Origin of the sequence: Longimicrobium sp., assembly GCA_036377595.1 — a bacterium.
Lineage (GTDB): Bacteria > Gemmatimonadota > Gemmatimonadetes > Longimicrobiales > Longimicrobiaceae > Longimicrobium.
The window spans coordinates 80510-95596 of record DASUYB010000108.1 but is presented as its reverse complement, the minus strand read 5'-3'; the positions used below and the strand labels follow the sequence as shown (position 1 = coordinate 95596).

Genomic DNA, 15087 nt, shown 5'->3' with positions numbered 1-15087 from the left:
CCGAACGCCAGGGCTCGGGCAGCCCATTCAGGAACCGGGACTGAAAGCCCGGCACGCAGGTGCAGGACGACACGCCAGTGCGCGCGACGCGGAGCCGGTCGCACCCGGCACTGAGCACCAGCACTCACCAACAAGGTCCCAAGCGTTCTCACCGACGCCGGGGAACATCCACATGTCGGACGTGATGACGAGGCTGGCCGAGCTTCCGCCGGAACAGCGGAGGCTGCTGGAATTGCGGTTGAAGGAGGCGCAGGCGCGCAAGGCGCGGGCGCTCGGCCCGCGCGCGCGCACCGGCCAGCCCATCCCCCTCTCCTTCTCGCAGCGGCGGCTCTGGTTCCTCGAGCGCCTGAACCCCGGCACGGCGGACTACAACCTCCCCGCGCCCATCCGCCTGCGCGGGCCGCTGGACGTCCGCGCGCTCGAGCGCGCGCTGAACGCGCTGCGCGCGCGGCACGAGGCGCTGCGCACCACCTTCGCCGAGCGCGACGGCGAGCCGGTGCAGGTGATCCACCCCTTCGCCCCCGCCGCGCTCGCCGTCGACGACCTGTCGCAGCTGCCGGCGGACGCGCGCGAGGCCGAGGCGCGGCGGATCGCCAGCGACGACGCGCACGCGGGCTTCAACCTGGCGCGCGGGCCGCTCTTCCGCGCGCGGGTGGTGCGGCTGGGGGATGAGGAGCATCTCCTCCTCCTCACCCTCCATCACGCCATCGGCGACGCGTGGAGCCTGGGCGTGCTGACGCGCGAGATGGAGCGGCTGTACGACGCGTTCGCGCAGGGGCGGCCCGATCCCCTCGATCCCCCCGCCCTGCAGTTCGCCGACTTCGCGGCGTGGCAGCACGAGCACCTCGACGCCGCCACCGTCCAGCGCCACCTGGCGTTCTGGCGGCGCGTGCTGGAGGGCGCTCCGCCCGTCCTCGAGCTCCCCGAATACCATCCCGCCCCGTCCGGCCACGCCCGCCGCGGCGAGATGCTGGAGCGGCGCATCGCCCCCGCGCTGGCGGAACGGGTGCGCGCCGTGGCCGCCGCCGAGGACGCGACGCCGTTCGCCGTCCTCATCGCGGCGTTCCGGCTCGCGCTGGCGCGCCACGCCGGGCACGGCGACGTGGTGCTGGGCACCGCCGCCGCCGGGCGCGAGCGCCGCGAGCTGGCGGGCGTGGTCGGCTTCGTCGCGAACACGCTGGCGCTGCGCACGGACCTGGGCGGCGACCCCGAGTTCCGCGCCCTCGTCCGCCGCGAGCGCGACACCCTGCTCGACGCCTTCGAGCACCAGGCGCTCCCCTTCGAGCGGGTGGTGGAGGAGCTGAAGCTCTCGCCGGACCCGGGGCGCAACCCGGTGTTCCAGGCCATGATCACCTACCAGGGGATGGCCGACTTCCAGGGCGGCGGCACCGAGGCGCTGCGCCTGGGCGAGGCGCGCGGCCGCTGGGAGGCGGTCGACTTCCACCCCGCCCGCTTCGACCTGGCCGCGGCCGTCGTCCAGGACGGCGACGAGCTGTGGGTGCAGCTGGAGTGGGACGCCGCCCTGCTCGACCGCCCGTCCGCCGAGCGCATCGCCGCGCACTTCCTGCGGCTGCTGGAGCACGGCGCCGAGGACCCCGGCCGCCGCCTGCCGCAGCTCGACGTCATGGACGCGGAGGAGCGCGCGCTGGTGCTGGGCCCGTGGACGCGCGGCGCCGATCTCCCCCCGGCCGAAGCCGCGGCGCACCGGCTGTTCGAGGCGCACGTCGCGGCGACTCCCGACGCCCCGGCCCTGGTCGACGACGGCGGGACGGTGTCGTACGCGGAGCTGGACGCGCGCGCCACCGCCATCGCGCGGCGGCTGCGGGCGCTGGGGGTGGGGATGGAGACGCGGGTGGGTGTGGCGATGGAGCGCTCGCCCGGGCTGGTGGCGGCGCTGCTGGGCGTGCTGAAGGCGGGCGGCGTCTACGTCCCCCTCGATCCCGGTCTCCCCGGCGAGCGGCTGGCGTGGATGGCAGGGGATGCGGGGATCGTCGCGCTGGTCGCCGGCGGCGCGCTCGCCTCGGAGCTCGCGGCCCTCGGCATCCCCACGATCGACGTCGATGGGGATGAGGATGCGGACGAATCTTCCCTCTCCCTGCCCGACGTGCCGGCGGAGGCGGCGGCGTACGTCATCTACACCTCCGGCTCCACCGGGCGGCCGAAGGGCGTCGCCGTGCAGCACGGCGAGCTGGCGCGGCACTGCCGCGGCGCCGCGCTCGCCTTCGGGCTGAGCGCGGACGACCGGCTGCTGCAGTTCATGGCGCCGGGCTTCGACGTGTCGATCGAGCAGATGCTGGCGCCGCTGGCGGCCGGCGCCTGCATCGTGCAGCGCGGCGAGCTGCCGTCCACCGCGGAGCTGGCGGCGCTGGTGCGCGAGCGCGGCGTCACCGTGGTCAATCCCCCCACGTCGTACTGGCACCAGCTGGCCGACGACGCCCCCGCGCGCGACGCGGTGAAGGCCGCCGCGCGGCTGGTGATGGCCGGCGGCGAGGCCATGCGCGCCGACGCGGCCCGCGCCTGGGCGGCCGCGCCCGGCGGCGCGCGGCTGCTGAACATGTACGGCCCCACCGAGGCGGTGGTCAGCTGCACCGCGTTCGAGGTCGGCCCCGGCTTCGCGGCGGGGAACGAGCCGCGCGTGCCGCTGGGGACGCCCATCCCCGGCCGCCGCGCGTACGTCCTCGACGCCGCGCTGAATCCCTGCGGCGTCGGCATTCCCGGCGAGCTGTGCGTGGGCGGCGTGCTGGCGCGCGGCTACCCGGGGCGGCCCGGCGCGACGGCGGCGGCCTTCGTCCCCGACCCGTTCTCCCCCGAGCCCGGCGCGCGCCTGTACCGCACGGGCGACCGTGTGCGCTGGACGGAAAGTGCGGCAGTGCGTGAGTGCGGAAGTGCGCTGGATTCGAGCGAGAGCCAACGCACTCCCGCACTTCCGCACTCCCGCACTCTGGTTCTGGACTTCCTGGGCCGCGCCGACCAGCAGGTGAAGGTGCGCGGCTTCCGCATCGAGCCCGGCGAGGTGGAGGCGGCGCTGCGCGCGCTGGATTTCGTGGCCGACGCGGTGGTGGCACCGCGGCCGGGCCCCGGCGGCGCGGACCGGCTGGTGGCGTGGGTCGTCTCCGCCGACGGCGCGCTGGACGACGAGGAGCTGCGCGACGGACTGCGGCGCGTGCTGCCGCACTACCTCGTCCCCGCCGCCTTCGTCGCCATCGACGCGGTGCCGCTGACCGCGAACGGCAAGGTGGATCGAAGCGCCCTGCCCGACCCCGCGGCGGAGCGCGGCGACGAGTTCGTGGCGCCGCGGACGGAGACGGAGCGCGTGCTCGCCGAGCTGTGGGCGCCGCTGCTGGGCGTGGAGCGCGCCGGCGCGGGCGACGACTTCTTCGCGCAGGGCGGGCACTCGCTGCTGGCCGTGCGCCTGGTGTCGCGCATCCGCGACGTGCTGGGGGTGGAGCTGCCGCTGCGGGTGATCTTCGAAGCGCCGACGCTGTCCGCGCTGGCGGCGCGCATCGACGCCGCGCGCGGCGAGGATGCCGCATCCCCCGCCGCCGCGCCGATCCCGCGCGCCGACCGCTCGGCGCCGCTCCCGCTCTCGTTCGCGCAGGAGCGGCTCTGGTTCCTCGATCAGCTGGAGCCCGGCTCGTCGCACTACAACGTGCCAATGGCGCTGGAGATCTCCGGCCCCGTCGACGCCGCGGCGCTGGAGCGCGCCCTGGGCGAGATCGTCCGCCGGCACGAGGCGCTGCGCACGGCGTTCGTCCCCGGCGCGGACGGGCCGGTGCAGCGCATCCTCCCGCCGGACGCCTTCCGCGCCAGCTTCGTCGAACTCTCCTCATCTCCCGATCCCACCGGAGATGCGGAGCGGTGGATGGGCGAGGAGGCGCGGCGGCCGTTCGATCTCGCGGCGGGGCCGCTGATTCGGGCGACGCTCCTGCGGCTGGGGGCTGAGACGCACACGCTGCTGACCGTCTTCCATCACGCGGCGAGCGACGCGTGGTCGGCGGGCGTGTTCCTGCGCGAGCTGTCGGCGCTCTACGCCGCCTTCCGCGACGGGCGCGAGTCTCCGCTCCCCGAGCCGCCCCTGCAGTACGCGGACTTTTCGGCGTGGCAGCGCGGATGGCTGGTGGGCGACGAGCTGGAGCGGCAGCTGGCCTTCTGGCGCGAGCGGCTGCGCGGCGCGCCGGCCACGCTCGATCTCCCGACCGACCGCCCGCGCCCGGCCGTGCAGGACCTGGCCGGCGCCGCGTACCGCTTCGAGCTCTCCGCCGAGGCGGGCGATGCGGTGCGGACGCTCGCCGCGCGGGCGGGCGAGGGGGCGACGCCGTTCATGGTGCTGCTGGCCGCCTTCGCCGCCGTGCTGCACCGCTGGTCGGGGCAGGACGACGTGGTGGTGGGCACGCCGGTGGCCAGCCGCGGGCGCGCGGAGCTGGAGGAGCTGATCGGCTTCTTCGGCAACACGCTCCCCCTGCGCGCCGACCTCGCGGGCGACCCGCCGTTCGGCGAGCTGCTGGCGCGGGTGCGAGCGACGACGGTGGACGCCTTCGCCCACCAGGACGTGCCGTTCGAGAAGCTGGTGGACGCGCTGGGGGTGGAGCGCTCGCTGAGCCACTCGCCGCTCTTCCAGGTGATGCTGACGCTGCAGAACGCCGCCGAGGGCGACGTCGAGCTGGCGGGCGCGGAGGTGCGCCTGACCGCGCCCGACCTGGCGACGTCGCGCTTCGACCTCACCGTCGGCCTGTGGGAGACGGAGGACGGCTTCGGGGGATGGGCGGAGTACGCGACGGCGCTGTGGGACGAAGACACGATCGCGCGGCTGGCCGGGCACCTGGACGCGCTCCTCCGCGCGGCGGCGACGTCTCCCGGCGCGCCCGTCTCCGCGCTCCCGATCATCTCCGCGGACGAGCGGGCGCAGGTCGTCTCCGCCTTCAACGCCACCGACCGCCCGGAATTCATCTCCACGAGCGTGGTGGAGATGGTGGCGGCGCGGGCGGCGCGCGCGCCGGACGTCGCCGCGCTGGAGTTCGGCGGAGAGACGCTGACGTACGCGGAGACGGAGTCGCGCGCGAACCGCCTCGCGCACCGGCTGATCGGCCTCGGCGTGAGGGCGGACGCGCGGGTGGCGATCTGCCTGGAGCGGTCGCTGGAGATGCCGATCGCCGTCCTCGCGGTGCTGAAGGCGGGCGGGGCGTACGTCGCGGTCGATCCCAACTATCCCGCCGACCGCGTGGCGTACATGCTGGAAGACAGCCGCGCCTCCGTCGTCATCACCACCTCGGACGTGGCCGCGCGGCTGCCGTCGGTGGCGGGGACGACCGTCGTGCGGCTGGACGCGGAGGCGGACGCCATCTCCCGCGAATCGTCCGCATCTCCCTCCATCTCCATCGACCCCGGGCAGCTGGGCTACGTGCTCTACACCTCGGGGTCGACGGGGAAGCCGAAGGGTGCCGCGCTGCCGCACCGCGCGCTGGCGAACATGGTGCGCTGGCAGATCGACCGGTGGGGGGATGACGCGCCCGCGCGCACGCTGCAATTCGCGTCCCTCTCCTTCGACGTCTCGTTCCAGGAGATCTTCAGCACCTGGGCGGCGGGCGGCACGCTCGTGCTGATCGATGACGAGACCCGGCGCGACGCCGAGCGCCTCATCGCCCATCTCCGCGACGAGCGGATCGAGCGGCTCTTCCTCCCCTTCGCGGCGCTCCAGAATCTCGCGGAAACGGCGGGAGATTCGGCACATCTCCCCCACCTGCGCGAGGTGATCACCGCGGGCGAGGCGCTGCGATCGACGCCGCAGCTGCGCGCCTTCTTCCGCGCGAACCCGCAGGCCGCGCTGGAGAACCAGTACGGCCCGTCGGAGACGCACGTCGTCTCCGCCCACGTGGTGGCGGGGGATGCGGGAGATTGGCCCGCGCTGCCGCCGATCGGCGCGCCCATCGCCAATACGCGGCTGTACGTGCTGGACGCGCGGATGGAGCCCGTGCCGCTCGGCGTCCCCGGCGAGCTGTTCGCGGGCGGCGACTGCCTGGCGCGCGGCTACCTCGGCCGCCCCGCGCTCACCGCGGAGAAGTTCGTCCCCGACCCGTTCTCCGCTCTCCCCGGCGCGCGACTGTACCGCACGGGCGACCGGGTGAGATGGATGTGCGAAAGTGCGAGAGTGCGAGAGTGCGAAAGCGACTCATCGCGCGACGAAACCACTTTCGCACCTTCGCACTCTCGCACTTTCGCACTCGAGTACGTCGGCCGCACCGACTTCCAGGTGAAGATCCGCGGCTTCCGCGTGGAGCCGGGCGAGGTGGAGGCCGTGCTCGGTACGCATTCGTCCGTCAAGCAGGCCGCCGTGGCCGCGCGCGGCGAGGGTGCCGAGCGGCGGCTGGTCGGCTACGTGGTCCCCGTCGACGGCGCGGCGCCGACGCACGCGGAGCTGCGGACGCACGTGGCGGCGCATCTCCCCGAGTACATGGTGCCGGCCGCGTGGGTGGTGCTGGAGCGGATGCCGCTCACGCCCAGCGGCAAGGTGGACCGCCGCTCGCTCCCCGAGCCCGATCCGGCCGCGCTGGCCGCCGGCAAGGTGCCGCCGCGCACCCCGGCCGAGGAGGTCATCGCCGCGGTGTGGGAGCGCGTGCTCGGCGTCTACGCCGGGGTGCACGACGATTTCTTCGCGCTGGGCGGGCACTCGCTGCGCGCCACGCAGGTCATCGCCCGCATCCGCGAGGCGTTCGGCATCGACCTGCCGCTGCGCGCGCTGTTCGAGGCGCCCACCGTCGCGGGGCTGGCGGAGCGCGCCGTGGCCGCCCGCGCGGGCGAGGAGCACCGCGTGCCGCCGCTCGTCCCCGCCGGCCGCGGGCGCACCATCCCGCTCTCGTTCGCGCAGCAGCGCTTCTGGTTCCTGGAGACGCTGGGCGCCGCGCCGGCCGCGTACAACGTCCCCGTCGTCCTGCGCCTGCGCGGCGAGCTGGACGCGGACGCGCTCCGCCGCGCGCTCGACGGCGTGGTTGCGCGGCACGAGGCGCTGCGCACCGTCTTCCCCACGGGCGACGGCGGGCCGGTGCAGGAGATCCTCCCTGCGCTCTCCATCCCCCTCCCCGTCGTCGATCTCTCCTCGTTCGACGAGGTGGAGCGCGAGGCGCGGGCGAAGGCCATCTCCGACGACGAGTCGCGCGCGCCGTTCGACCTGGCGGCGGGGCCGCTCCTGCGCGCGCGGCTGCTGCGGCTGGCCGGCGACGAGCACCTGCTCCTGCTCACCCTGCATCACGTCGTGGTCGATGCGTGGTCGCTCGGCGTCCTCTACCGCGAGCTCTCCGCGCTCTACGCGGGGGAGATCGAGGGGCGCGACGCGGGGCTACCGCCGCTCCCCGTGCAGTACGCCGACTACGCCGTCTGGCAGCGCGAGCGGCTGGACGGGCCGGCGCTGGAGCGGGAGATGGCGTACTGGCGCGGCGCGCTGGACGGCGCGGCGACGCTCGCGCTGCCGACCGACCGGCCGCACCCGGCGGTGCAGAGCTTCCGCGGCGCCACGCACGCCTTCTCCCTCCCGCGCGCGACGTGGGAGGCGGCCACCGCGCTGGCGCGCCGGAGCGGCGCCACGCCGTTCATGGTGCTGCTCGCGGCCTTCGACGCCGTCCTCCACCGCTGGTCGGGGACGGACGACGTCGTCGTCGGCTCGCCCGTCGCCGGGCGCACGCCCGAGCAGACCGAACCGCTGATCGGCGTCTTCCTCAACACGCTGGCGCTGCGGGCCGACCTGTCCGGCGACCCGACCTTCGCGCAGATGCTGGGGCGCGTGCGCGAGACCACGCTCGACGCCTACGCGCACCAGGAGGTGCCGTTCGAGCGGCTGGTGGAGGAGCTGAAGATCGAGCGCAGCCTCACCCGGCACCCGCTCTTCCAGGTGATCTTCTCGATGCACGCCCAGTCGTCCGGCGCACCGGTGCTGCCGGGGCTGCAGGTGGAGGCGGGAGAGGGAGATACGGGAACGACGAAGGTCGATCTCGTCCTCGCCGTGGCCGAGCACGAGGGGAGCCTGCACGGCGTCTTCCAGTACGCGTCGGACCTGTGGGACGCGGATTCGATCGAGCGGATGGCGGCGCACTTCGGCATCCTGCTCGCCGCCGCCGCCGGCGACCCCGAGCAGCGCATCTCCGAGCTGCCGCTGATGCCGCCGGAGGAAGAGGCGCTCGTCACCGTCGCATGGAACCGCACGGAGGCCGACTACCCGCGCGGCATCACCATCCCCCACCTGTTCGAAGGCGCCGTAGACGCGACGCCGGATGCGATCGCCGTCTCCCATGCGGACGGGGCGCTCACCTACCGCGCGCTGGACGAGCGCGCGAACCGGCTGGCGCACCGCCTGGTGCGGCTGGGGATCGGGCCGGAAGCACGCGTCGCCGTCTGCATGGAGCGCACGCCGGAGCTGGTCGTCGCGCTGCTGGCCGTGCTGAAGGCGGGCGGCGGCTACGTCCCCGTCGACCCCGCATACCCGGCCGAGCGCATCGCCTGGATGCTGGAGGACTCGGGGGCGCCCGTGCTGCTCACGCACGCGCGCCTGGCGGAGCGCCTTCCCGCCATCTCCGGGACAGTGATCCGGGTGGATGCGGACTGGGCGGAGATCGAATCCGCGGAGCCGGGCGACCGGCCGCGCGTCGCCGTCCATCCCGAGAACACGGCGTACACCATCTACACCTCCGGATCGACGGGGCGGCCGAAGGGGGTGCAGATCGAGCACCGCAGCACCGTCACCCTGCTGCACTGGCTGAAGGAGCACGTGTCGGACGAGGAGCGGCGCGCGGTGCTGGGCTCCACCTCCGTCTCCTTCGACGTCTCCATCGCCGAGATCTTCGGCACGCTGTGCTGGGGCGGGCGCCTGATCCTCGTCCGCAACGCGCTGGCGGTGGACGGGATCCCGCCGGGCGAGGCGCCGGTGCTGGCCAGCATGGCCCCCAGCGCCGCCGCCGAGCTGCTTCGCACCGGCGCCATCCCCCCCTCCGTGCGCGTCCTCAACCTGGGCGGCGAGGCGCTCCCCAACGCGCTGGCGCAGGGGCTCCTCGACACGGGGACGGTCGAGCGCGTGGTCAACCTCTACGGACCGACGGAGGACACGACGTATTCGACGTACTCCGTCGTCGAGCGCGACGGCGAGCGGGTGTGGATCGGGCGGCCGGTCGCCAACACGCGGGCGTGGGTGGTGGACGCGGCGCTGCGCACGGTGCCGGTGGGCGTCCCCGGCGAGCTGTACCTGTCGGGCGAGGGGCTGTCGCGCGGCTACCACCGGCGTCCGGCGCTGACGGCCGAGCGCTTCGTCCCCTGCCCCTTCGGCCCGCCGGGATCGCGGATGTACCGCGTGGGCGACCGGGTGCGCTGGCGCGCCGACGGCAACCTGGACTACCTCGGCCGCCTCGACCACCAGGTGAAGATCCGCGGCCACCGCGTGGAGACGGGGGAGATCGAGGCCGTGCTGGCCGAGCACCCCGCGCTGCAGGAAGCCGCCGTCGTCGTGCGCGGCGAGGGCGCGGACGTGCGGCTGGCGGCGTTCGTGGTCAGCGCGGCCGGGGAGGTGGCGCCGGGGGCGGCCGAGCTGCGCGCGTTCCTGAAGGAGCGGCTGCCGGACTACATGGTGCCCGCCGCCTTCACCGCGCTGGAGCGGCTCCCGCTCTCGCCCAACGGAAAGGTGGACCGCTTGAGCCTGGCCGAGCACGAGCCCGCCGAGGCCGCGCGCGAGGAGCGCGCCGAGCCCGCGACCGTGTCCGAGCGCGCCATCGCGCGGGTGTGGGAGGAGGTGCTGGAGATCTCGGGCGTGGGGATGGACGACAACTTCTTCGAGATCGGCGGCCACTCGCTGGTGGTGGGGCGGATGATCGAGCGGCTGCGGGCGGCACTGGGCGTGGAGGTGACGCCGGTGGAGCTGTTCCTCTACCCCACCGTGCGCTCGCTCGCCGCGCACCTCGCGTCCGCCGCCGCGACCACGGCCGCGGGCGAGACGAAGCCGGACGCGAAGGCCGAGGCGAAGGCGGGTGAGAGCGCCGAGCGTGGGTCGGGACGGCGGGAGATGATGGGAAGGTTGAGGCGGAGATAGGGCCTAGGGCCCAGTGCCCAGTGCTGAGTGCCCAGTGCTGAGTGCCCAGTGCCCAGTGCCCAGTGCCCAGTGCTGAGTGTGGAGCAGGGCGCGGCATCGCGCCCTCTCCGGCTCGCTTAGGCTCGCCACCTCTCCCGTCCCGGGAGAGGTAGGGGGGAGGACATCTGCGCTGGTGGCGTGGGTTTGTGTGGCCGCGGGATGGCCCCCTCCCCCGGCCCCTCCCCCGCTGCGCAGGGGAGGGGAGAACTCAGCGCGGCGGTGGCGGTGGCGTGGAGAGCGGGACCTGCCGCCACGATCGCGTCGCACCGGACTTTCTGAGTGTGCCGTGGGCTGCGGCGGCGCGCTCGAAGTTACCCCCTCCCGTTATCGGGAGGGGGTACGCGGCCCCAGCCGCGGGGGGAGGGTCTCCGGGGAGGGTCAAGCGGAGGGGGAGAGTCTCGCGGGGATGGTAGTCACCGAACGACACGACTGACTCTTGGATAACGAGAACAGCGCGATGAGCGAGGCGGAATACGGGATGGAGCACGAGCGCAGCCGCGACTTCGACGTGGCCGTGATCGGGATGGCGGGGCGCTTTCCGGGCGCGAGCGACCTGGAGGCGTTCTGGCGCAACCTGCGCGAGGGAGTGGAGTCCATCACCCACTTCAGCGCGGACGAGCTGCGCGCGGCCGGCATCCCCGAGAGCGAGCTGGCCGACCCCGGCTACGTGCGCTCCATCGGGCGCCTGCGCGACGTGCAGCACTTCGACGCCGGCTTCTTCGGCTACAGCCCGCGCGAGGCCGAGATGCTGGAGCCGGGGCACCGCCTCTTCCTGGAGTGCGCCTGGGAGGCACTCGAAGACGCCGGCCACGTCCCCGGCAGCGGCGGGCGCGTGGGCGTGTACGCCGGCGCCGGCCAGAGCGGCTACGCCGAGCGCCACGTGATGGGCAACCCCGCGCTGCTGGCGTCCGTCGGCGCGTTCGGGGCGCACCTGGCCAGCGGCAAGGATTTCCTGGCCACCCGCGCCTCGTACAAGCTCGACCTGCGCGGCCCCAGTCTGAACGTGCAGACGGCCTGCTCCACCGCCCTTGTCGCCGTCCACCTGGCCGTGCAGAGCCTGCTCTCCGGCGAGTGCGAGGTGGCGCTGGCGGGCGGCGCCACCGTGCTGGTGCCGCAGGACACCGGCTACCTGCACGCCCCCGGCAGCATCACCTCGCCCGACGGGCACTGCCGCGCCTTCGACGCCCGGTCCGCGGGGACGCTCTCGGGGAGCGGCGTGGGCGTCGTCGTCCTCAAGCGCCTGGCCGACGCGCTGCGCGACGGCGACCCCATCCGCGCGGTGATCCGCGGCAGCGCGGTGAACAACGACGGCGCGGCGAAAGTGGCCTATACCGCGCCCGGCGTCGAAGGCCAGGCCGCCGTCATCGGCGAGGCGCTGGCCGCCGCGGACGTGGACGCGGACACCGTCACCTACGTCGAGGCGCACGGGAGCGGCACCGACCTGGGCGACACGCTGGAGATCGCCGCGCTGACGCGTGCCTTCCGCGCCCACACCGACCGCGCCGGCTACTGCGCGGTGGGCGCGGTGAAGACCAACGTCGGCCACCTCGACACGGCGGCGGGGATCGCGGGCTTCATCAAGACCGTGCTGGCGCTGGAGCACCGGGAGATCCCGCCCACCGTGCACTTCGAATCTCCCAACCCGGCGATCGCCTTCGCCGGCTCGCCCTTCTTCGTCGCCGCGGGCGAGGCGCGGGCATGGGAGACGGTGGACGGGGCGCCGCGGCGCGCCGGGGTGAGCTCGTTCGGCATCGGCGGGACGAACGCGCACGTGGTGCTGGAAGAGGCGCCCGCGCGCGCGCCGTCCGGCCCGTCGCGCCCGTGGCAGCTGCTGACGCTCTCCGCGCGCTCGCGCGAGGCGGTGGACGCGGCGGCCGCGCGGCTGGCGGACCATCTCCGAGAACATCCCGATCTCCCGCTGGCGGACGTCGCGTTCACGCTGCGCGAGGGGCGGAAGGCGTTCGCCCACCGCCGGGCCGTCGTCCTCCGCCAGGGCGAGGATCCGACGACGGTCATGGCCGCGCCCGACCGCACGATCAGCGGTGTCGTCGAGGGGGAGAGCCGCACCGTCGCCTTCCTCTTCCCCGGGCTGGGCGACCAGTACCCGGGGATGGCGCACGGGCTGTACGCGGCCGAGCCCGTCTTCCGCGCCGAGGTCGACCGCTGCGCCGAGATCCTGCGCCCGCTGATGGGGATGGACATCCGCGAGGTGATGTTCCCCGGCGACGCGCCGTCCGACGCGGTGCCCGCCGCCGGCTTCGACATGCGGCGCATGCTGGGGCGCGACACCGCCGTCGACCCGGCGGCCGAGCGGCTGAACCACACCGAGATCGCGCAGCCCGCCGTCTTCGTCATCGACTACGCGCTGGCGAAGCTGTGGATGAGCTGGGGGATCGTCCCCGCCGCCGTGATCGGCCACTCGCTGGGCGAGTACGCGGCGGCCTGCATCGCCAGGATCCTGCCGCTGGAGGACGCGCTGGCGCTGGTGGCCGACCGCGCCCGCATCATCCAGGCGCTCCCCGGCGGCGTGATGCTCTCCGTCTCCGCCGCGCCCGGCGAGCTCCGTCCCCACCTCCCCGCCGGCGTCGCCATCGCGACGATCAACGCGCCGGGGCTGTGCGTGGCGGCCGGGCCGGAGGAGGGCGTCTCCATCCTCGAACGGCGCTTGGGAGAGAGGGGGATCGTGGCGCGGCGGCTGGCCACCACGCACGCCTTCCACTCGCCGATGATGGCGCCCGCGGCGGAGCAGCTGGCCGCGCGGATCGCGCAGACGCGCCTGCGCCCGCCCTCCATCCCCCTGCTGTCGAACGTGACGGGGACGTGGATCTCCGACGCGGAGGCCACCGACCCGGCGTACTGGACGCGCCACATGCTGGGGACGGTGCGCTTCGCGGACGGCATCTCCGAGCTGCTGAAGGAGCCGGGGCGCATCCTCCTCGAAGTCGGCCCGGGGCAGACGCTCTCCACCTTCGTCCGCCAGCGCCAGGGCGACGCCGAGCCGCCCGCGGCAGTGATCCCCTCGCTGCGCTACGCGTACGACCGCAAGCCCGACGCGCCGTTCCTGCTCGAGGCGCTGGGCCGGCTCTGGGCCTCCGGCGCCTCGCCCGACTGGACGGCGCTCCGGGGAGATGAATCGCGCCTGCGCGTGCGCCTGCCGACGTACCCGTGGGAGCGGCAGCGCTACTGGATCGAGGCGCCGTCCGCGGACGCCGTCGCCACGCCCGTCTCCGTCGGACGGCGCGCCGACCCGGCGGAGTGGACGTACGTCCCCGCATGGACGCGCACGCCCCCGCCGCCCGCGTCGCCGGAGCCGAAGCGCGTGCTCGTCCTCTCCGCCGGCCCGTTCGGCGAGCGGGTGGCGTCGGCGCTGCGCGAGGCCGGGCACGAGCTGATTCTCGCCCGCGCCGGCGACCACTTCGCCAGCGACGGGCACCTGCGCGTCCTGCGCCCCCGCGAGCGCGGCGACCATCGCGCGCTGGTCGATTCGCTCGCCGCCGACGAGCTGCAGCCGGACGTGGTGGTCGACGCACGCCCGGTGGACAGCGATCCGGGCGAGGCGTTCGGCTCGCTCCTCCTCCTGGCCGACGCGCTGGGTGAGGCGAAGCTGGTCGTCGTCACCGCCGCGGCGCACGAGGTGGTGGGCGATGAGGAGATCGATCCGCGCGCGGCCGCCATCCACGGCGCCTGCGCCGTGCTCCCGCGCGAGTACCCGTCGCTGTCGTGCCGCGTGGTGGACGTCGTCCGTCCCGCGGCCGAGAGCGGCGAGCTGGCCGCGATGCTGGCGGCCGACGTGGTGGGCGGGTCGGACGATCCCGTGACGGCGTACCGCGGACGCCACCGCTGGGTGCGCACCTTCAAGCCCTTCCCCGCCCCGCGCGCGGCCGCGCTCCGCGAAGGCGGCGCCTACCTGCTGATCGGCGACGCGGCGGGCCGCAACGCGCGCATCGCCGAGGTGATGGCCGCCACGCCCGGCGTGCGCATCGCCCTGGCCGCGCCGTCCATCCCCCCCGATCTCCCGCGCGCGCTGGAAGCCGCCGGAGCGGTGACGCTGGCAATCGCCACCGATCCCGCCGACGCGCAGTCGCTGGCGCGGGCCGTGGCCGAGACGGAGGCGCGGTTCGGCCGCATCGACGGCGTGGTCTACTCGCCGGAGCTGGGCGACGCCGCCGGCCTGGCGCTGGTCTCCGAGGCTGAGCCGGCAACGTGGGCCGCGCAGGTCGCGGAGGTGGAGCAGACACTGGCCGCGCTCGACGAGGCGCTGGCGAGGCGGACGCCGGGCTTCTGCCTGGTGGAGTCGTCGCTGGCGGGAGTGCTGGGCGTCGTCGGCCGGGTGCGCCACGCCGCCGCCAACGCGCTGACCGACGCCTTCTCGACGCATCGACGGGAGAAAGGCCGCCGCGGCTGGACCAGCGTCGCGTGGGATCGGTGGATCGGGGACGAGGAATCAGCCGACGACGGACTCCGCGCATCTGAGATCGCCGCGGCGCTGGAGCGGGTGCTGGCGCTGGCGTCCGAGCCGGTGGTGCTGGTCTCCACCGCCGACCTGGACGAGCGCGTGCGCGCGGCCGCCGCGCCGCAGCCCGCCGCGGCCGCGGACGCCGGGACGCTGTACGCGCGGCCCGCGGACGCCGGGAGCTACGCCGCGCCGACCAACGAGGTGGAAGAGAAGCTCGCCGCCCTCTGGCAGGAGCTGCTGGGGATCGAGCGGGTGGGGATCCACGACGACTTCTTCGGGCTGGGCGGGCACTCGCTGCTGGCCACGCAGATCGTGTCGCGGGTGCGCGTGATGTTCCGCGTGGACCTGCGCCTGGCCGCCATCTTCGAGGCCCCGACGGTGGCCCGGATGTCCGAACTGATCGAAGACGCCATCATCGCCGAGCTCGAAGCGCTCAGCGACGAAGAGGTGGCGGCGCTGGTAGCGAGGTAGGAAGTGCCCAGTGCCCAGTGCTAAGTGTGTGAGCACTCAGCACTTAGGACTTAGGACTTAG

General features: G+C 74.6%; 2 protein-coding genes. Both read left to right on the top strand.

All coding sequences use genetic code 11. From position 1 onward, the window contains the following. The first annotated feature begins 172 nt into the window (after positions 1–172). Positions 173–10060, top strand: a complete 9888-nt coding sequence (locus VF092_19255; GenBank protein ID HEX6749442.1) for an amino acid adenylation domain-containing protein — start codon at positions 173–175, stop codon at positions 10058–10060. Between the two features lie 496 nt (positions 10061–10556). Next, entirely contained in the window at positions 10557–15026 is a 4470-nt protein-coding gene (locus VF092_19250) for a beta-ketoacyl synthase N-terminal-like domain-containing protein (GenBank protein HEX6749441.1), read from the top strand. Positions 15027–15087: the final 61 nt, after the last annotated feature.

Bases quoted from the DNA above. Each gene is read 5' to 3' on its own strand.
- VF092_19255 (HEX6749442.1), top strand. From the start codon at position 173: ATGTCGGACGTGATGACGAGGCTGGCCGAGCTTCCGCCGGAACAGCGG.
- VF092_19250 (HEX6749441.1), top strand. From the start codon at position 10,557: ATGAGCGAGGCGGAATACGGGATGGAGCACGAGCGCAGCCGCGACTTC.